Source organism: Tessaracoccus yangjingae (genome assembly GCF_055326235.1).
Genome location: NZ_JBUZNN010000006.1, coordinates 212097 through 231237, shown reverse-complemented (window position 1 = coordinate 231237; position 19141 = coordinate 212097). Strand labels below are relative to the sequence as shown.

The following is a 19141-nucleotide window of genomic DNA, read 5'->3' as shown; positions in this document are numbered from 1 at the left end:
CGATGCGTGGTGCGGGTGCGGGGTGGACGAGGAGGTGCCAGGCCTCGCGGGCGATGGCGCGTTTGAGGCAGCGCAGCACGTCCTTCTTGCTCTTGCCCGCGGCGGTGAGCTTGGCGGCGTAGGCCTTGGTGTGCTGGTCGGTGGACAGCCGTACGAGCGCGATCTGGTGTAGGGCCCAGTTCGCTTGCCGGTCGCCACCGCGGTTGAGGCGGTGCCGGGTCGTTTTCCCGGAGCTGGCGGGGATCGGGGCGGCTCCGCAGAGCGCGGCGAAGGAAGCTTCTGTGCGGAGCCGGGCGGGGTTGTCACCCGCGGTGATCAGCAGGGTTGCGGTGGTGATCACGCCGAACCCTTTGGTGGCGAGCATCGCGGGCGCGGACTGGGTGGTCAGTACGCGTAGCTCGGCGTCGATGTCGGCGATCTCCGCGGTGAGGTCCTGGTGGCGCCGCGCCAGCCGGCGTAGCGCTTGCCCGGTCGCGGCGGTGACACTATTGACCGCGGGGCCGGGCCGGGTGGCGGCGAGCGTGTCGATCAAGGGGTCGCTGTCGAGGTGAGCGAAGCGTGTCCGGACGGCGTCCGGGGCGGTGATCAGCAGGGATGTGATCTGTCGATGCGCGGCGATGCGGGCCTTCATCGCGCTGCGGCGCACGGCCATCAGCACCCGGATCTGCTCGACTGGCCCGTCGCTGGTCTTCGCGATCGGCAGGGTGTCAGGCTCGGCGAGGGCCTGCTGAGCGGCAGCGTAGGCGTCGATCGGGTCGGACTTCCCGCGGCGCCGTTGCGCCCTCTTGGGGCGGATCACCTCACGGATCGTGACATCCGCGGCGGCGAGGTAGCGGGCCAGGCCCGCGCCGTAGGAGTTCGTGCCCTCGATGCCGACCAACGCGATTGCACCAAACGATGCGACGAACCCGAGCAGTTACTCATAGCCCGCGGGTGTCGCGGGCACTTGCAGGTCCCCGAGCCGGGCACCGGTGCCGGCCTCGAGCACCGCGACGTGATGGGTGTCCTTGTGTGTGTCGACACCAGCAACGACGGCGTTGCTCGTGTCGCGGTCGATGGTTGTTGTTGTCATGATGGTGGTGTGCCTTCCTGATGGTGGGCACGCCGGTCGGGGGCCGGGCAGACAAGACGTTGATGGGGCTCTCCAGGCTCATATGAAGTCATGCAAGGCCTTCGACCGGCGCTCCTCGTCGGTCACCCCACCGGCGAAGGGGTCGTGGACGGTTCAGATCAAAGACAGACCCCCTGCGGGGCCGCCAGTCAAGGACGCGCAACACTTGGTGACGCCGAGGTCGGCGAGGAGGAACGCGACGGGTTTGGAGGCCATCGATGAGCCGTTGTCGGCGTGGATGGTCAACCGGTTCCGGTCGACGTGCTGTTTGGCGATGGTGTCGGCGAGGAGCTTCTCAGCGAGGGGACCGGATTCGTTGGGGGCGAGCATCCAGCCGACGACGTAGCGGGAGTAGATGTCGATGATGCAGTACAGGTAGAAGTAGGTCCACTTGGCCGGCCCGTGGAGCTTCGTGATGTCCCAGGACCAGACTTGGTTAGGGGTTTCAGCGATCAGTTCCGGTTTCACGCGGGCCGGATGGGTCGCCTGGGCACGGCGTTCCCGCACCTCGCCACGGGCACGGAGCAGCCGGTACATCGTCGAGGTCGAGCACAGGTAGACGCCCTCGTCCAGCAGGATGGCGTGGACCTCCGCCGGGGCCAGGTCGACGAACCGCTCACTGTGCAGGACGCGGAGCACCTCGGCCTGCTCGTCGGCCGACAAGGCCCGTGGCTGTGGTTTCGGGGTCCGCACCGGACGTGCCGGCGCCGGTGTGGAGCGATGCTTGCGGTAGTGGGTGGCCCTCGAGCGGCCCACCGCGGCGCAGGCGGCCTTCACCCCGACCAGCGGGACCAGCTCGGTGATCGTCTCGTCGATCAAGGCTTCTCGCTGTTGTTGCTGCTGCCGGTCGAGAACTGCTCCAGCAGAGCCGAGAGTTTTCCCTGGATCTCGATCACCTTCCGGGCCGTGTCCAGCTCAGCGGTCAACCGCTGATTCTCCTTCCGGAGCCTCGCCGCTTCCTTCTCGGCCGGCGACGCGGGCACCGCCCCCGAGGGACGTCCCAACGCCTGAAGGACCGCCTTGTCACGCTGCTCGCGCCACGCGCTGATCAACGACGTGTACAGGCCCTCCCGCCGCAACAGGGCACCCTTGCCGTCCCGATCGCACGCCTCGTACTCGGCCAGGATGTCCCGCTTGTACTTCGCCGTGTACGTACGACGCTTCGCCTTCTCCGGGACCTGCGGATCAGGAACCCCTCCCATGGGCCCAGCTTGCCCCACCGGCGGAGCCATTGTCAGTGCTGCAGTCATCAGGGATCACTCCTCCCCGCCCTCCTCGCGGCACTGATCAGGACCTTCCTGGTGCCTTACCTCTAAGGTTGACACAGAGGGGTGTGGCTTCAGTTCGACCCCTGCCTGGTGAGGAGGGCAACGACGGTCGCTACACGCGCGGGTGGGAGTTGGGGGATCAACTCGTGGACCTGGGCTTGGTCGAGTCTTTCAAGGGTCCGGACCAGTGACGCGTCGTCGAGGGAGGCCACGACCTGCGCAAGGGTACCTGTCGCTGCTGTCCCTGCCGTCTCCGGCCGGCGTCCTTCGATCCAGCCCGCTTGTTCTGAAATCCGGTCCATGTGAGGCCAGAGAGTGTTCAGGTCGAGGGTGAAGTAGGCCCCAGTGACGGCTCCGAGCTTGTGTCCGAGCAACCTTTCGCATTCGTACTCTGAGCAGCCCGCTTGTCGCCACGTGTGACGTGCCCATCGCCGGAGGTCGTAGAGGCGCAACTCCGGCCGGGCGATCGCGTCCCTGGCTGCGTTGAAGCCGGTCAAGCCTGCGCTCTTGCTCGTGCCACTGCTCCCGGTCACCTGGCCCAGCGATGCGGGCGTGCGCGCATTGAGCCTCGAGGGGAAGAGCGGCCCGTCCTCCCCCTTGGTGGCCCAAAGATCAAGGTGCTGCTCCAGGGGCACGGCAAGGTGCGGGGGCAACGGCACTGTGCGGATGCTCTCGGGGGTCTTCGTGGGCCCCACGCCTCCCTTGCTCAACGCCTTCGTGACCCGGACAGTCCAGCGCGGGACGTCGTCTCTTGACACGCCGTGTCGAAGATCCTTCCGGGTGAGGGCAAGCGCCTCTCCAGGACGAAGCCCGCTGAACGCGAGTAGCAGGACGAGCGCCTGGTGGCGTTCCGGCATTGCCTCGGCAAGGGTGGCCACATCGACGGGGGTCAACTCGGCAATGAGTTCGTTCTGAGCGTGTCTCGAGCGCTTGGCGGTTCTGCTGCCAGCGTGCTGGACTCGGCACGGATTCTCCGGGATCAACTCCCGATCGAGGGCGTCGGCCATCACGGACGCCAGAAATGCGTAGATGTGGTGCCGCAAGGTGGGCACCTCGGAGTTGGCAAGCCACCACGCGTCGACATCGGCGCGGCTCAGGCTGGTCAGCGGCCGTTCAGCGAGCGTCTGCAGGCGACCTGTGAGGTAGCGCTCATACTCGTAGCGCGTCTTCGTGGCGAGAGCACTACCGCGGGGCGTGGTGCGGTTGTCCATCCATGTACGGGCGAAGGTATCGAGGGTGAGTTCCTCGGCGGCCTGTGCGGCTTGCTCCTCGGAGCGCCGATTGGCCGGCGGGGTCCACTCGTCGCGATCGATCAGGGTCTGCTCGGAGCGCAGCCAGGCCCATGCGGCGCCTTCCGTCGAGAATGTGTGACCTGGAGTGTGGCGCTGGCCGTGGCGCTCATAGCGCGCTCGGAACCTCTTGCCTGTGGTCTCCACGGTTCCGAGCGTCGCCCGCCGAGATGCCATGTCACACCTTTCTGGAAGTAGGGAAAGTTGAGGAGGATTAGGGGAGGTTTCGAGTCCAGTCTAGCCCGATCCGCCCGACGTGCACCGGCATTGAGACACCCAGATGCAGGGGCATAGTGCCTAGTCAATACGTAAGCGGCGTCGTCAGAGCCCCATTCGATGACGTTCGGAGGTTTGAGCGTGCCGACTGGTTCGAGTCCAGTCCGGGGAGCCAGCGTGAAAGCCGCTCTGACTAGGCAAAACACTAGTCCGAGCGGCTTTTCTCTTACTCGGTGGGCAACTACTGGGCAACCAGCCTGGGGTGGGCCTGTAGTCGGATCGACCAAATGTCCGCACCAAGAGCGCCGCACGGCCGCAGTGGAGACACGAGGAACACGACAGTAGCGATGGCCGTGCCCAATGTCGTCAGCTCTCGGCGAGCGACTCCGAGGGCCGATTGGGTTAGCCTGCTGCGATGGGCGCCGATGCACTCCTCACGTTCCTGGCCGCGTTGCCGGCCAGGTTGCGGGGCGCCGTGAGTGCTGCCGACGTGATCGCCGCAACATCGTGGCCCGCCGGGAGCGGCATCGTCACAACTGTCGGCCTCCATCACGTGTGGGTCGGTAGCCGCGCTCTGGTGTCGCCGACCCCGAGCATCAGTCTGGCCCTGGCCGAGGCTGTAGATGCCCGGTCCCTGTGCGAGTCGTGGGGGCTTCAGCAGCCGGTGGCGGTGTCGGGTGACGTCCATCAGCGTCGGTGGGAGATCCTGATGGCAGGCGATGAGGTGCCCGACCCACATCAGCGGCGGATGACGGCCTCACCCTTCCTCGTCGGGTGCTGGGCGGTACGGCCCTGTCTGACAGCGAGGCCGGCAGGACCTCTCCCCGCCCTGGTGGCGGGTGCGTCGCCGGCGTATGAGCTGGCCGAACGCGGCGGCCGGGTCGGGCGGATTGAGGTGAGCCGTGCGCGTTTCGGGGCGATTCTGGCCACCGGAGCCGACCCCGCTGCCCGCGAGCTGTTGGGTCGGATGGCCCTGCAACATCCTGCGTGGCGGTCCGGGTGGACGGTGGCGCCGTCGGACGACGTGGCGATGGTGATCGATCAGGAGCATCCGATCGCTGGGGCGGTGATGTCTCTGTCGGGGCCCGTGGCGCTGGCCTCGCGGCTGAGTCTGCTGACCAGCGGTCCTGGCGGGGTGTTCGTCGGAAGTCAGCTGCTGGAGCTTCTCGAGTCTGTGGCGATGGATCGTGGTTGCCAACGGCTCGTCTTGGACAGCAGCGCCTTTCTGTACCCCGGACTGCCCTACCGCCAGCATGGCTACACCGTCCAGCCTCCCTACGAAGGTGATGCCGACACACCCGTGTGGGTGGAGCTGGACCTTCCCCGACCCCAGAGCCCAGGATGAGAGCTGGTCGGTCAGTTACCCGGTGATCAGATCCACCGGTTCTGAGGACCGCAGTGGCGGGGCCTCCGGCGGCCGAGTCGGACCCGGTCAGTCGGCGCGCCAGCGGCGGATCCACTCGTCGAGGAGCGAGCGGGTCCGTGGGTGTTCCCACTGGGCCCTCGGCATGACGACGAGGCAGTCAGGCAGTCCGGAGGGGGCGCCGCTGCGCAGGCCAAGCACCCACTTCTCGGCGCGGTTGGCCAGATCGAGCCGGGGCGCGGGCGCCTCTCGAAACCCCAGCCTCAGCAGGGCACGGGCGACCCCGGCCCGGGCGACGACGACGGTGGCCCGGGCGTAACGCGGATCGTCGAAGTCGTCGGAGAACGCCCTCAGGCCGGTGAAGATCTCCACCCTTGCGGCGAGGCGGCCAGGCTTCCCCTGGGCCCTCAGGGCGGCGAGTTGCCGCAGGTGGCGCACCACGTGCAGTTCCACGATCTCGTCCTCACCCGATCGGGCGAGGAGCGCTCCCGTGGCGTCCCTGATGTCGTAGCTGGCTGTCGCGACTGTGGTCGTCAGGAAGCGCCCGTAGGTGCGCTCCTGGCCGACCGTCCGCAGCGCCACCAGGATGGACGCCGCCGCGACCGCCCCCGCGACGACGGCGACCGCGACGGCGTCGCCCTGCACCTCCGTCGAGGGCCGCGCGAGGATGCGCCCCAGACGGCGCCACGCCGCGCCGCTCACGGGGCCCCCACGTCGTGGTCCCCGCCGAGGTCGTAACCGTCGGGTATCCCACGGGCGGGACGGCCCAGAAGCGAGCGGATCTCCGAGAACAATGCGACCAGGCCGTAGCGGACCCTGCCCAGGTGCCGGATCCGGCGCATCGAGGTCGGGATCCGCACCGAGCGGAGGACGCCGAAGCGCCCGATGCGTGCGGCCCGCCTTGCGTAGTCGTGGTCTTCGGCGAGGGCGAGCGACTCGTCGAATCCCCCGATCCGGTCGTGCAGACTCCGACGGACCAGGATGCAGGCCCCCACGGCGTGCGGCCGCACCTGCGCGGCCCACTGAAGCCCTCGGGCGATGACCGCGTACACGAGTCTGAAGTCCCAGGCCCGCTCCAGCGGCACCAACGCTGCCGTGGCGACGTCCAGTCGGCGTCCGACGAACTCGCCGACGGCATGCTCGATGAACTGGGTGCCCGGACGCACGTCGGCGTCCAGGAAGAGCACGAGCTCACCGGAGGAGGCGGCGGCCCCGCGGTTCCGTGCCGCTGCGGGCAATCCGCCCCGAACTATCACGGCCCCCGCGCGCCGCGCGAGCCGCACGGTGTCATCGTCCGAGCCCCCGTCCGCCACCACAACCTGGCTCGGCGGCACGGTCTGTCCGGTGAGGGCGTCGAGCAGTCCTGGCAACAACAGCTCCTCGTTCAGGCATGGGATCACCACGGACACAGAGGGAAAGCCCCTGCCGCCCTCCATCGCGCCCCCTGACCAACCTCGTGGCCTCGCGGCCCGACACCTACCCACACGCATCTTCGCGCACGCGGGTGCCGCCGGGGTGGAGGAGGCCTGATCTGGGCAGGGTGACCAATACCTTGGCCGGCGATGCTGACCGCCGCGGGTGTGATCAGCGCAGGTCGGCCAGGTCTCCCAGGAAGGCCTGGGCCCAGTCGTCGATGGTGTGGGTGGCCACCTGCTTCTTGAGGGCACGCATCCGCCGCTGCCGGTCACGGAGTGGGTCCGTGGCCGCCTGAACCAGGGCGGCCTTCATGCCGTTGAGGTCGTAGGGGTTGACCAGGTATGCCTGCTTCAACTCGAGCGCCGCTCCTGCGAACTCGCTGAGGACGAGGGCCCCGCTGGTGGACGGGTGGCACGCCACGTACTCCTTGGCGACGAGGTTCATCCCGTCGCGCAGCGGGGTGACCACCATCACATCGGCGATGCGGTACATGGCCGCCATCGTCGAACGGGGAAAGCCTGCGTGCCGGTAGACGATCGCCGGCCGCCCGATGCCCCCCACCTCCGAGTTGATCCGGCCGACGAGCAGGTCGATGTCGTCGCGCAGGCGCCGGTACTCCTCGACCCGCTCACGGGAAGGAGTGGCCACCTGCAGGAACACCACCTCCGACGGATCCAGCCGGCCCTCCTCGAACAGCTCGCCCATCGCCCGGATCCGTTGCCGGAGGCCCTTGGTGTAGTCCAGCCTGTCGACGCCGAGGAACACCAGCTTCGGGTGCCCGAGCTCGTCGAGCAGCGCCTCGGCCTCCGCGACGACCTCGGGGGACTCCGCCAGGGCCGCGAAGCCCTCGGTGTCGATCGAGATGGGATAGGCGCGGGCTACGCACGCGTGGCCGGAGCCCACCTGGACCCGGTCCCGCTCGACCTTGTGTGTCGTCAGGCGACGGACGAGGCGCAGGAAGTTGGACGCCCCGCCCGGCACCTGGAAGCCGACGAGATCGGCGCCGAGCATCCCCTCGAGGATCTCCCTGCGCCACGGGAGCTGGGAGAAGAGCTCCACCGGCGGGAACGGGATGTGGAGGAAGAATCCGATCCTCAGGTCCGGACGCAGCGCGCGCAGCATCTGTGGGACGAGGAGAAGCTGGTAGTCCTGGACCCACACGGTCGCGTCCTCGTCGGCTGCTTCAGCAGCCGCCTCGGCGAACCGCCGGTTGACGCCGACGTAGGCGTCCCACCACTCCCGGTGGAACTCGGGAAAGGCCACAGTGTCGTGGAATAGGGGCCACACCGTCGCGTTCGAGAAGCCCTCGTAGTACTCCTCGTGCTCGCCGGTGGTCAGCGGAACCGGGACGATCGAGTAGCCGTCGTGGGTGAACGGCTCCACCGTCTCGTCGGGGGCGCCATGCCACCCGATCCACACGCCGCCCTTCTGGCGCATGACGGGTTCCAGGGCCGTGACCAGCCCTCCTGGCGAGGTCCGCCAGTCGACGGAGCCGTCGTCGGCGGTCACGCGGTCCACGGGGAGTCGGTTCGCCACGACGACGAAACTGGCACGGTGCGGCATCGGTACCTCCTGGTTCGGACCCCCAGACTAGCGAGGGGAACCGTCGGCCCGGCATGGCACAGTGGAGCCATGACCACCTGGCACGCCAAGACCCCGGCCGCGCACGACTTCCTGGCGGCCACTGCCGCCGACCCGGCAAGGGTCCTCATCGCGATGGACTTCGACGGCACGCTGGCGCCCATCGTCGAAGATCCGGAGACGTCGGAGATGCAGCCGGAGGCGGCCGAGGCGCTGGCCGAGCTGGGCCCGAAAGTGGGGCATGTGGCCATCATCACCGGGCGCCCGGTGGCCAAGGTGAGGGAACTCGGACAGCTCGAGCGGCGCGCCGGGCTCGGGGGCGTCGTGGTGCTGGGGCAGTACGGGGCGGAGCGGTGGGACGCCCGCACCGGTGTCGAGACACCACCGGAGACGCCCCAGAGCGTTGCAGTGGCCACCGTGCAGATCCAGCGGGCGCTGGCGGACCTGGGGTTGCCCGGCGTGCACCTGGAGGACAAGGGCCGGGCGGTCGGCGTCCACGTTCGGCGCTGCCCGGACCCGGTGGAGGCCTTCCGCATCCTGAAGCCCATCGTCTCCGGTATCGCCGAGGCCAACTCTCTGGTCCTGGAGCCGGGCAGGCACGTGCTCGAACTCCGATCCTCGTCCCTGACCAAGGGCGACGCCCTCCGCGACCTCATCCGGGAGACGGGCGCCACCGTCGTGGCGATGTGCGGCGACGACCTGGGTGACCTGCCGGCGTTCGACCTCCTCCGCGACCTGCGCAGTCAGGGGCTGACCACCTGCGTGGTGGTGAGCGGCTCGCACGAGCTGCCGGCCCTGACGGACCACGCGGACGTGGTGGCCGATGGGCCCCCTGGTGTCGCGGCGTGGCTGGCGGCGGTGTCGCGGCACCTCGGGTGAGGGCGCTGGTGGGGCGGGCGGGGCTCGAACCCGCGACCCGCGGATTATGAGTCCGCTGCACTAACCGGCTGTGCTACCGCCCCTGGGCCGGCCGCCAGCATATCGCGGGGGCGACGGCGTTCAGAGCCGACGGTTGGGCGACGGATCTCCCGGCCCGGACTGATCGCCGCTCGGCTGGTTCATCGACGGGCTGTCCGAGTACGGCCCGGGATCGTTGCCGGGAGACGAATCGACCGGGCTGCCGCTGCCGTCCTGCGAGCCTGAGGGGGACTGGGGGCTGGCGGACCCCGAACCGGAGCCCTCGCCGCTGCCCTCACCCATCGACGGGATGGGCTGGGGCGCGTTGACCGGAGGCTGGTTCTGGAACAGCAGGATGGCCAGCAGGAGGGCCAGTGCGGTGATCAGGGCCATCAGCAGGAACGACACCAGCATGGTGATCCACCCCGCCCGGTCCGTCCGGCCGGGCCAGGGGAGCGGCCACATGCGGGTGGCGCCCCGTTCGGTCCGGTTGATCCAATGCAGCCGGTAGTCGGGCCCTGCGGGCTCGCTGAGCGGGGGCGTCCGTGACAGGTCCACGGCTCGCAGCACCCTGTCCGCCTCCATCACCGCGGCCAGCGACCCGTCGAAGGCCAGCGCCACCCATGGGGCGAGCGTGGCGTGGTGGGGGAGAGTCGGGTCGTCGTCCTCGTGCCGGAACCGCACCGCCATCCGGCCCTCGTCCTGCCCCTCGCCACCACGCGCCACGACGGTGTCGATGTGCATGGCGTTGACCTCGCCGGAGAAGCGGGCGCGTGCCGCCGCGTCCGTGGCCGCGCCCTCGGAGAGAAGCAGCAGCATCACCGAGTCGCCGCCGTCCTCGTGCGCGGAGAAGGCGGTCCCCGCCGGCGTCGCGGTCAGACGGGAATCGAGCCAGAAGTCACCGACCCGCGCCGGATCGTCGTCCCGCAACGGGTGATGGCCGGCCATCGGGGCCGGCGCGGCGGGGTCGTCCTGCGTGCTCATCGGTACCATCAAACCACGGCGGGCAAGGCTCATACCCACACCCTGGGGGCGGGGCGAGGAGCCTTGGGTGTCGCGGACGGGGCGCTATCGTTGAGCGCGGGTCCCCCGAGCATGAAGGAGTCACCGCGTGAGCATCACGTCGACGGAAGACACGCAGCTGCCCCGCGACGTTGCGGACGCCGCACGCCTGCTCGGGCAGGCCATCGGTCAGGTGCAGCGGGTGATCGTCGGCCAGGAACACATGGTGCAGCAGTTGATGGTTGCGCTCCTCGCCAAGGGGCACTGCCTCCTGGAGGGCGTCCCGGGCGTGGCCAAGACGCTCGCGGTCCGCTCCTTCGCCACGGTGGTGGGCGGCGACTTCGCCCGCGTGCAGTTCACCCCGGACCTCGTCCCCTCGGACATCGTCGGCACCCGCATCTACTCGGCCAAGAGCGAGAACTTCGAGATCGAGCTCGGCCCGGTGTTCGTCAACTTCGTGCTCGCCGACGAGATCAACCGGGCGCCGGCCAAGGTGCAGTCGGCGATGCTGGAGCTCATGGCGGAGAAGCAGGTCTCCATCGGAGGGAAGACCTACCCCGCGCCCAAGCCGTTCATCGTCATCGCCACGCAGAACCCGATCGAGTCCGAGGGCGTCTACCCCCTCCCGGAGGCGCAGCGCGACCGATTCCTCCTCAAGGTCGACGTGCCATACCCGCGCGGCAACGAGGAACTGGAGATCCTGCGCCGCATGAGCGTGAGCCCGCCGGAGGCCAATCGGGTGCTGAATCCCGGCCTGGTGCGGCACCTGCAGGACATGGCCTCCAACGTGTTCGTGCACAATCTGGTGGCCGAGTACATCGTGCGGCTCGTCCTCGCGTCGCGGACCCCCGCCGAGTTCGCCATGCCGGACCTGACCGGCGTCATCCAGATCGGCTGCTCGCCACGCGCCACCCTCGGGCTGGTCGCGGCGGCCCGCGCGCTGGCGCTCATCAACGGCCGCGACTACGTGCTGCCCACAGACGTCCAGGCCGTCGCCAAGGACGTGATGGCCCACCGCATCGTGCTGGGCTTCGATGCGGTGGCGGACAACATCAGCACCGCCGACGTGGTGGACCGCATCCTCGCCATGGTCCCGGCGCCCACCCCGGTGTGGAGCGAACAGCAACGGCAGGTCGCGCACGAGCAGCACGCGCACCAGCCCGGCCGCAGCTAGGCGGGCCGGTGGCCCAACCCGGATTCACCTTCAACGGCCCCCCTCCCCAGGGGCCGAAGCTGTCGGCGCCCGACCAGACCGGCGCCGAGTGGTCGGTGCTGCGCCCGCCGTCGGGCCCCACGATCCCGCTGAGCAAGCTCGCGCCGGAGGCGGCGCTGCGCCGGCTTGAGCTGACGATCGTGCGTCGCCTCGAGGGCTTCCTGCACGGCGACCACCTCGGGCTGCTGCCGGGCGCAGGGTCGGACACCAACGACGCCCGCGTCTACCAGCCAGGCCAGGACGACGTGCGCAAGATGGACTGGGCCGTCACCGCCCGCACCACCGTCCCGCACGTGCGCGACACCATGGCCGACCGCGAGCTCGAGGTGTGGGCGCTGCTGGACGTCACGCCGTCGATGAACTGGGGCACGGAGGGCGTGACCAAGCGGGACCTCGGGATCGCGGCCATCGCCACCATCGGGTTCCTCAGCCAGCGGATGGGGGACCGCTTCGGCGGCATGATGATGCTGCCCGATCAGGTCAAGCGGCTTCCCGCCCGGTCCGGCAGGACCGCCCTCTACGGCCTGCTGCGCAAGATGCTCACCGAGCCCATCGTCCCGGACCACGCGGCCGGCGAGCTGGAGTTGGCCGACGGCATCGAGCAGATGACGCGGTCGCAACGCCGTCGGGGGATGCGTGTGATCGTCTCGGACTTCCTCACGCCGGGCGACGCCGAGCTGGACCCGGCGGTGCCCCCGCCGTGGGAGCGCGCCGTGCGCCGGCTGGCGGTCCGCAACCAGGTGCTGTGCGTCGAGGTGATCGACCGCCACGAGCTGGAGTTCCCGGACGTCGGCGAGATGCTGATCCACGACCCGGAGACGTCCTTCTCGCGCTACGTCAACACCTCCGACGACGCGGCGCGCCGCCGCATGGACGCGGCCACCAAGGCCCAGCGCGAGCGGGTGAAGGTGGCCCTCCGGCGCGCGGGCGCCGGGCACATCCAGCTCCGCACGGACCGCGACTGGGTGGCCGACATCGCACGGTTCGTCCTCAACTACCGGCGGGTGGCGGGCATGCTCCACCAGCCGCCGCAGGGGGTGAGCAAGTAGGTGATCCCCGAGTTCCAGAACCCGGACAGGCTGTGGACCCTGCTGCTCCTGCCCGTCCTCATCGTCGTCTATCTCATCCTGCTCAGGTTGAAGGGCCGCGTCGCGCTCCGCTTCACCAACACCGGCATGCTCGCGCGTGTGGTCGGGTCGCAGCGGCGGTGGACCAGGCACCTCGCCGTGGCGATGTCGCTGGCCTCGCTGGTGGCGCTGGGGCTCGCCTACGCCAATCCGCTGGGCACCGAGCCCCAACCACGTGAGCGGGCGACGGTGGTCCTCGTCATCGACACGTCCCTGTCGATGTCCGCCGACGACGTGCCCCCCGACAGGCTGACCGCGGCCAAGGAGGCGGCCGTGACCTTCATGACGGACCTGCCGGACACCTACAACGTGGCCGTCGTCGGGATGGACGCCACCCCCTCCATCGTCGTGCCCCCCACCACGGACCGTGGGGTCACGGAGCGGGCCATCAACGCCCTGGAGCTGGCCGACGGCACCGCGATCGGTGATTCGATCACCTCGGCGCTCCGGGCGGTCGACCAGGCACCGCCAGGCGACGACGAGGAGGAGCCGGCCCCCGCGATGATCATCGTGCTCTCGGACGGCACCAACACCGAGGGACCGCCCCCGGCGGGTCCGGCCGCGGCGGCGGCTGAGCGGGAGATACCCATCTTCACCATTGCCTACGGCACCCAGAATGGGTTTGTGGATGTGGACGGGCAGCGGGAGAACGTGGCACCCGATACGGCCGCGCTGAAGGCCATCGCGGACGCGACGGGCGGTCGCGCCGTCAACGCAGACGACCTCGGCTCGCTGGCCGACGCGTACCGCGAGATCGGCTCGGTGGTGGGCTACGAGGACGTGAAGAAGCCGATCACGGCCCAGTACGCGTTCTTCGCCCTCGGGTTCGCGGTGATCGCGGCCCTGGGTGCGGTCATGATGGCCGCCAGGTGGCCACGATGATCCCGCTCGCTCTGGAGTTCATGATTCCCCAGCGGCTCTGGGCCCTGCTGGTCATCCCGATCATCGCCGTCCTCTACGTGGTCCTGTCCGGCCGCTCCACGCACCGCCCGATGAGCAGCAGGCTGCGCCTCGTGGTGCCGAAGGACGCGGCCTGGAAGCGCCACGGCGCCGTGCTGCTGGCGCTGCTCAGCCTGGGGGCGTTGATCATCGCGTGGGCCATCCCGAAGGACTTCGTCGACAAGCCGCGCGACCGCGCCACCATCGTCGTGGCCCTGGACGTGTCCTGGTCCATGGAGGCCGAGGACGTCGACCCCAACCGGCTCGCCGCGGCGCAGGCCGGGGCGAAGGCGTTCGTCTCGTCGCTGCCCGAGCGGTTCAACGTCGCGCTGGTCACGTTCGCGGGCACCCCGGATGTGGCGGTGCCACCCACCATCGACCGCGGCGCGGTGGCCAGGGCGATCGACGCCGTGCAACTGGCCCCGTCCACCGCAGTGGGTGAGGGGGTCTACACCAGCCTCGACGCGCTGAAGCTCGTCCCGCCGGACCCGGACGACCCGGAGGCGGTGGCCCCCGCCGCGATCGTCCTGCTGTCCGACGGCGCCACCAACATCGGCCGCTCGTCCTCGGGCGCAGCGGTCACCGCCAAGGACGCCGGCGTTCCGGTCTACACCATCGCCTACGGCACGGACAACGGCTACGTGGAGCAGGACGGCCAGCGGCAGCGCGTCGCGGTGGACCACTACGAGCTCTCCGAGATCGCGCGGCTGTCGGGTGGCAAGAAGTACGCCGCCGAGAGCAGCGGCCAGCTGCGCGACGTCTACGAGGCCATCCGCCAGTCGGTCGGCACCGAGAAGGTCCCGGCCGAGGTCACCGACCGGTACGCGGGCCTGGCGATCATCTTCGCCGTCCTGGCGGCCCTTGGCGTGATCTCCCTCGGAGCCAGGTGGCCATGAGCATCGCGGAGCGGCTCGCCTCGGTCAGGGCCGACATCGACGACGCCTGCCGCGCCGCCGGCCGGGACCCCGCCGAGGTGCGGCTCCTGCCCGTGTCGAAGTATCACGGGGTGGGCCAGATCCGCGAGGCGCACGCGGCGGGGTACTCGCTGTTCGGCGAGAACAAGGTGCAGGAGATGGCCGCCAAGCACGCCGAACTGGCCGACGAGGGCATCGGGTTCGCCGTCATCGGCCACGTCCAGACCAACAAGGCCAGGCAGGTGGCCGAACTCGCGGCCGAGCTCCACTCGCTCGACTCGCTCCGGCTCGCCGAGACGCTCGACCGGCGGCTGGTCGCCGTCGGGAGGCGCCTGCCCGTCCTCGTCCAGGTCAACACCTCCGGCGAGGAGTCCAAGTCGGGGATCGAGCCGGCGGACGCCGTCGCCTTCGCGCGGGCGCTGGACGGCTTCGAGGCGCTGGAGCCGCGTGGCCTGATGACCATGGCCCTCAAGAGCCCGGATCTCGACGGCGTGGCGCAGTGCTTCGAGCGCCTGGCTCAGACGAGGGCGCGCATCCGCGACGCCGTTGGCAGAGGCTGGGACGAGCTGTCGATGGGCATGTCCGGTGACTTCCGCATCGCCATCGCGCACGGCGCCACCACGGTGCGGCTCGGCACCGCCGTCTTCGGCCCCCGGCAGTACTGACCGGGGCCCTCGTCATCCGGGTGAGCGGCTCCCGGGGACGTCCGTCGCTCCGAGGTTCTCGATCGCGAGAAGGGGCACGTCCGGGCTGGGCGGCATGCCGAACACCTGCTCGAGGAACGAGACCTGTGCCTCCAGCGCCACGCGCCGCGCTGCCATGGTCCTGAACCCGTGGCCCTCGCCGTCGAACATGATCAGCGCCACCGGCAGCCCGGCGGCGCGCACCGCGGCCGCCATCTGCTCGGCCTGGCTGGGGGGAACCACTTTGTCGTCGCGGCCCTGGAGGATCAGCATCGGGGTGCGCAACTTCTCGAGGTGGTTGATCGGGGAGCGTTCCTCGTAGGTCTCGCGGCCCTCGGGCCACGGCGCGACCAGGCCGTCGAGGTAGCGCGACTCTGCCTTGTGCGTGTCCGTCGCCAGCGTGGGGAGGTAGCCGATGCCGTAGCGGCTGATGCCAGCGGCGTAGACGTCGGTCGAGACCAGGGACTTCAGCGTGGTGAACCCGCCCGCGGAGCCGCCGGTGATCGCCACCTTGGAGGCGTCGATCCGTCCACCCTCGGCCAGGCTCGTCACGACGGCTGCGGCGTCGGCGACGTCAAGCTCGCCCCACGCTCCGCGGAGCCGGTCCCGGTAGACCCGGCCGAAGCCCGTCGAGCCCGAGTAGTTGACGTCCACCACCGCGAAGCCCCGCGAGACCCAGAACTGGACCGTGGCGTCGTATGAGGCCGTGGTCATCGACGTGGGCCCGCCGTGGGTCATCACCAGGAGCGGCGGCCGGTCCTCCTCGGGGAGGTACAACCAGGAGTGGACGGGTCCGGCCGGGCCCTCCGCCCAGTGCGCCTGCGAGGGGACCGCCCCCGACGAGGGCCCCTCGGGCCCGGCGATGCGGACGGCCGCGCCGTCCGCAGGAAGGCTGAGCAGCGTGGCGGGTCGGTCTGCCCACTCGGCCACCACATGCACAGTGCCGTCGTAGGCAGCCACCGATTCGATGGAGGTGGAGCCGGCCAGGGGGTAGGTGACCTCGCCTGACGCGATGTCCCAGAGGGCCAGCACGCCGCGACCCTCCACGAACTCGACCGAGGCGAGGACCTGCCCCGAGACCGCCGCCGCGACAGGCGGCGTGAGCACCCAGGTGGGGGTGTCGCAGTCGTGGTCCACCGCCCAGCCCGGGCCTCCGTCCACGTGCCAGTTCCAGAACCCCGACTCGTCGGAGGTGTAGGCCAGGACCCCGTCGGACAGCCAGACGGGATGCTGGGCCGAGACCCCGGGTGTCGCGGCCACGGGGCGGGCGCCGCCGGTCGCGTCGATGGGCGCGGTCCAGACCTCGGCGGTGTCCCAGCTCATGTCCGGGTGGTTCCACTGGTACCAGGCGAGCTGCCCGGCGCGGAGCTGGAGCCCGGCGTAGAAGTCCGCGCCGGTCACCAGCACCCGCCCTCCGTCGTCGCTGCCGTCCAGGCTCAGCGCCACTATCTCGGTGCGGGGCTCGGGCGATGCCGAGTGGTCCTCGCGCACGGCCAGCAGCAACCCGTCCGCCAGGCTGAGCAGCAGCCCGCCGTAGACGAAGGCGGAGCCGGCCGGCGTGAGCGCGCTCCGACGGCCCTCCCGGAGGAGCCAGACCTGCCGCGTGCGGTCGTCGCAGTAGGCGAGGGCGTCGCCGTCGGCGCTGTAGGCGCCTCCGCCGTACTCCATCACCCTCGATCTCACGACCGCCTCGGGCGTGAGGTCCGCCACGTCCCCGCCGGAGGACCGACGCACGGTCACCCGGCCGTCCTCGGCGGCGATGGTCGCCAGCCAGAACACGCCGGCGCTCGTGGCCTGCACCTGGGACACCGAGTCGGGGTAGGTCAGGACCGCGTCGAGCGGCATCGGATCTCGCATGCATGCCTGTCTACCGCCGGATCGGCCGTCGCACAACCGGGCATTGCGTGTCGCGCCCGATCATGGGCACAATGGGGCCACACCTGGGCGGGCCTGATCGCAGGGGAAGGCAATCCGGCCCAACCAGGAGGTAACCGTTATGTCTGCTCGTCTCGAGACGGTCAGCCAGTCCACGGCGCGGGGGATGTTGTTCATCCACTCAGCGTCGGCTGCGCTGTGCCCGCACATCGAGTGGGCTGTGGGCGCTGTCCTGGGGACGCGGACGGACCTCGAGTGGACCCAGCAGCCCGCCGAACCCGGCACCCGGCGCTGCGAGCTCTCGTGGACCGGGCCGACGGGCACCGGAGCGGCGCTCGCGAGCGGGCTGGGCCGGTTGGGCCGGGCGCGCTTCGAGGTGACCGAGGAGCCCACGGCCGGGAGCGACGGTCAGCGCTACAGCTTCACTCCGGCACTGGGCGCGTTCAGCGCGGTGGTGGGCGTGCACGGCGACATCCTCGTGCCCGAGGACCGGCTCAAGCATGCGGTGGCCGGGGAGGCGTTGGGCGGGGAACCGCTCCTCAAGGCGTTGGAGAGGCTCCTCGGCGTGCCGTGGGACGACGAACTCGACGTGTTCCGCCACGCGGGCGAGGACGCGCCGGTGCGGTGGCTCCACCAGGTGGTGTGAGCCACCGCCGCGTCTCTCGTCAGTCGGTCACGTTCTCGTTGGTGACCACCACGGCCACGTTGTGGCCCCCGAAGCCGAAGCTGTTGTTCACCGCGGCCAGCGGGCCGGACGGCAGCTCACGGTTGGAGGTGGCCACGTCGATGCCGAGCCCGGGCTCGATGTTGTCCACGTTGATCGTGCCGGGCACGATGCGGTGCTTGAGGGCCAGGACGGAGGCGACGGTCTCGAGCGCACCGGCGCCGCCGAGGAGGTGACCGGTCATGGACTTGGTGGAGGTGACCACCACATGGTCGGTGTCGGCGCCCAGCGCGGTGCGGATCGACCCGGCCTCGGTCACGTCGCCCTGCGGGGTGGACGTGCCGTGCGCGTTGACGTGCACGATGTCGCGCGGCGTCAGACCGGACTCGCGCAGCGCCTTGAGCATGGCCTGCGACTGTCCGTAACCCTCGGGATCGGGCTGCACCAGGTCGTGGCTGTCCGCGGTGATGCCGGCCCCGGCCAGCGTGCCGTAGATCTTGGCGCCGCGGGCCTTGGCCGACTCGAGCGTCTCGATGACCATGAGGGCGGCGCCCTCGGCCAGGACGAAGCCGTCGCGGTCGACGTCCCAGGGCCGCGAGGCGCGCTCGGGCTCGTCGTTGCGGCGCGACAGCGCCTGCATCTGGCCGAATGCCCCGATGGGCAGCGGGTGGACGACGGCCTCGCCGCCGCCGACCAGGACGACGTCCGCGCGGCCCAGGCGGATCATGTCGAGCCCGAGCGAGATCGCCTCGTTCGACGACGCGCAGGCCGAGATCGGGGTGTGCACTCCGGCCCTGGCATGGATCTTGAGGCCGAGGTTGGCCGCCGGTGCGTTGGCCATCAGCATCGGGATGGTGAACGGCGAGACGCGGCGCACGCCCTTGTCCTTCATGACGTCCCACTGCGACAGCAGGGAGTGGAGGCCGCCGATGCCGGTGGCCGACACGACGCCCAGCCGGTCAGGATCCACGGGGTTGTCCTCGCCGAGTCCGAAGCCGGCGTCGGCCCACGCGGCCAGCCCGGCGATCTGCATGAGTTGGGTGGAGCGGTCCAGCTTGCGAGCCTCGACGCGGTCGATGACCTCGCTGGGGTCGACTGCGGCCTTGGCCGCGATGCGGGTGGGGAGCTCGTTCGCCCACTCCTCCGTCAGCGCCACGACGCCGGAGCGCCCGGCGAGCATTCCCGCCCAGGTGGTGGCGACGTCGCCGCCGAGTGGGGTGGTCGCGCCGAGGCCTGTGATCACGACGGTGGTGGGCATGGAGAATCTCCTGGTCACTGGGGCGGTGGGGTCGATGGTGGTGGGGCGGCTGTGGTCAGCCGCCCCACGTCTGGCGTCAGTTGGACGCGCGCTCGATGTAGGCGACGGCGTCGCCCACGGTCTTGAGGTTCTTGGCGTCCTCGTCGGGGATGGACACGCCGAACTTGTCCTCGCAGCCGTAGATGATCTCGACCATCGACAGGGAGTCGACGCCGAGGTCGTCGACGAAGGACTTGTCCAGCTGGACGTCCTCGACCGCGACGCCGGCGATGTCGTTGACGATCTCGGCGAGATCTGTGCGGATTTCCTCAGTGCTGGCCATGGT

At 70.1% G+C, this 19141-nt stretch carries 19 protein-coding genes, 1 tRNA gene and 1 pseudogene; 8 read left to right on the top strand and 13 right to left on the bottom strand.

The features are described 5' to 3' along the window. The 5 genes and pseudogenes from ACZK5D_RS10965 to ACZK5D_RS10945 all read right to left on the bottom strand — a co-directional run. Nucleotides 1-880 (bottom strand): transposase (locus ACZK5D_RS10965; RefSeq protein ID WP_463665291.1); only part of this gene is annotated, 880 nt, incomplete at its 3' end. A gap of 36 nt (nt 881-916) precedes the next feature. Beyond that, nucleotides 917-1072: a hypothetical protein gene (locus ACZK5D_RS10960; protein WP_463665290.1), complete on the bottom strand. Its 156-nt coding sequence runs from the start codon at nt 1070-1072 to the stop codon at nt 917-919. Between the two features lie 204 nt (nt 1073-1276). Continuing rightward, a pseudogene (locus ACZK5D_RS10955) lies at nt 1277-1930 on the bottom strand (DDE-type integrase/transposase/recombinase); the annotation flags it as partial. Beyond that, on the bottom strand, nt 1927-2313 hold the full coding sequence (locus ACZK5D_RS10950; RefSeq protein ID WP_463665289.1) for a transposase: 387 nt from the start codon (nt 2311-2313) through the stop codon (nt 1927-1929). The gene ACZK5D_RS10950 and the pseudogene ACZK5D_RS10955, both read right to left, overlap by 4 nt. 137 nt (nt 2314-2450) lie before the next feature. Beyond that, a complete protein-coding gene (locus ACZK5D_RS10945) occupies nt 2451-3815 on the bottom strand; it encodes a tyrosine-type recombinase/integrase (protein WP_463665288.1) in 1365 nt (454 codons plus the stop codon). Between the two features lie 484 nt (nt 3816-4299). Between ACZK5D_RS10945 and ACZK5D_RS10940 the strand changes: the two genes are divergently transcribed. Next, nucleotides 4300-5229 carry a GNAT family N-acetyltransferase gene (locus tag ACZK5D_RS10940; RefSeq protein WP_463665287.1) on the top strand — a complete coding sequence of 310 codons (930 nt, stop codon included), beginning with the start codon at nt 4300-4302 and terminating at the stop codon, nt 5227-5229. Nucleotides 5230-5316: 87 nt separating this feature from the next. Here ACZK5D_RS10940 and ACZK5D_RS10935 read toward each other — a convergent pair whose 3' ends face one another. The 3 genes from ACZK5D_RS10935 to ACZK5D_RS10925 all read right to left on the bottom strand — a co-directional run bounded on the left by ACZK5D_RS10935 (nt 5317) and on the right by ACZK5D_RS10925 (nt 8226). Further along, complete coding sequence (locus ACZK5D_RS10935) at nt 5317-5949, bottom strand: hypothetical protein (protein WP_458994122.1); 633 nt, start codon at nt 5947-5949, stop codon at nt 5317-5319. After that, complete coding sequence (locus ACZK5D_RS10930) at nt 5946-6683, bottom strand: glycosyltransferase (RefSeq protein ID WP_458994121.1); 738 nt, start codon at nt 6681-6683, stop codon at nt 5946-5948. Before ACZK5D_RS10930 ends, ACZK5D_RS10935 begins: the two co-directional genes overlap by 4 nt. A 148-nt stretch (nt 6684-6831) precedes the next feature. After that, nucleotides 6832-8226 (bottom strand): alpha,alpha-trehalose-phosphate synthase (UDP-forming), encoded by a 1395-nt coding sequence (locus tag ACZK5D_RS10925; protein ID WP_458994120.1) that lies wholly within the window; start codon nt 8224-8226, stop codon nt 6832-6834. 69 nt (nt 8227-8295) lie between these two features. On the opposite strand from ACZK5D_RS10925, the gene otsB reads away from it, so the two are divergent. Further along, entirely contained in the window at nt 8296-9123 is an 828-nt protein-coding gene (gene otsB, locus ACZK5D_RS10920; RefSeq protein ID WP_463665286.1) for a trehalose-phosphatase, read from the top strand. A 6-nt stretch (nt 9124-9129) separates the two neighbouring features. Here the strand turns inward: otsB and ACZK5D_RS10915 are convergent. Together ACZK5D_RS10915 and ACZK5D_RS10910 are read right to left on the bottom strand one after the other, a co-directional pair. Then, nucleotides 9130-9206, bottom strand: a tRNA-Ile gene (locus ACZK5D_RS10915). A gap of 37 nt (nt 9207-9243) precedes the next feature. Continuing rightward, nucleotides 9244-10125 (bottom strand): hypothetical protein, encoded by an 882-nt coding sequence (locus ACZK5D_RS10910; protein WP_458994118.1) that lies wholly within the window; start codon nt 10123-10125, stop codon nt 9244-9246. 127 nt (nt 10126-10252) lie between these two features. On the opposite strand from ACZK5D_RS10910, the gene ACZK5D_RS10905 reads away from it, so the two are divergent. The 5 genes from ACZK5D_RS10905 (at nt 10253) to ACZK5D_RS10885 (ending at nt 15001) form a co-directional block, all read left to right on the top strand. After that, on the top strand, nt 10253-11317 hold the full coding sequence (locus ACZK5D_RS10905) for an AAA family ATPase (protein ID WP_458994117.1): 1065 nt from the start codon (nt 10253-10255) through the stop codon (nt 11315-11317). 98 nt (nt 11318-11415) lie between these two features. Then, complete coding sequence (locus ACZK5D_RS10900) at nt 11416-12405, top strand: DUF58 domain-containing protein (RefSeq protein WP_458996545.1); 990 nt, start codon at nt 11416-11418, stop codon at nt 12403-12405. Beyond that, nucleotides 12406-13365: a VWA domain-containing protein gene (locus ACZK5D_RS10895; protein ID WP_463665285.1), complete on the top strand. Its 960-nt coding sequence runs from the start codon at nt 12406-12408 to the stop codon at nt 13363-13365. It abuts the gene before it with no gap. Next, nucleotides 13362-14318: a VWA domain-containing protein gene (locus ACZK5D_RS10890; RefSeq protein WP_458994115.1), complete on the top strand. Its 957-nt coding sequence runs from the start codon at nt 13362-13364 to the stop codon at nt 14316-14318. The genes ACZK5D_RS10895 and ACZK5D_RS10890 overlap by 4 nt, the downstream gene beginning before the upstream one ends. Then, nucleotides 14315-15001 carry a YggS family pyridoxal phosphate-dependent enzyme gene (locus tag ACZK5D_RS10885; RefSeq protein ID WP_463665284.1) on the top strand — a complete coding sequence of 229 codons (687 nt, stop codon included), beginning with the start codon at nt 14315-14317 and terminating at the stop codon, nt 14999-15001. Before ACZK5D_RS10890 ends, ACZK5D_RS10885 begins: the two co-directional genes overlap by 4 nt. Before the next feature lie 12 nt (nt 15002-15013). Here the strand turns inward: ACZK5D_RS10885 and ACZK5D_RS10880 are convergent, their stop codons facing one another. After that, on the bottom strand, nt 15014-16876 hold the full coding sequence (locus tag ACZK5D_RS10880; protein WP_463665283.1) for an alpha/beta hydrolase family protein: 1863 nt from the start codon (nt 16874-16876) through the stop codon (nt 15014-15016). 139 nt (nt 16877-17015) lie between these two features. Here ACZK5D_RS10880 and ACZK5D_RS10875 point away from each other — a divergent pair, with 139 nt between their 5' ends. Then, nucleotides 17016-17540 (top strand): DUF3145 domain-containing protein, encoded by a 525-nt coding sequence (locus ACZK5D_RS10875; protein ID WP_463665282.1) that lies wholly within the window; start codon nt 17016-17018, stop codon nt 17538-17540. A gap of 19 nt (nt 17541-17559) precedes the next feature. On the opposite strand, the gene ACZK5D_RS10870 is transcribed toward ACZK5D_RS10875, so the two are convergent. Beyond that, nucleotides 17560-18816 (bottom strand): beta-ketoacyl-[acyl-carrier-protein] synthase family protein, encoded by a 1257-nt coding sequence (locus tag ACZK5D_RS10870; RefSeq protein ID WP_463665281.1) that lies wholly within the window; start codon nt 18814-18816, stop codon nt 17560-17562. 76 nt (nt 18817-18892) lie between these two features. Then, nucleotides 18893-19138, bottom strand: coding sequence for an acyl carrier protein (locus ACZK5D_RS10865; protein WP_458994110.1), 246 nt, complete (start codon nt 19136-19138; stop codon nt 18893-18895). Nucleotides 19139-19141: the final 3 nt, after the last annotated feature.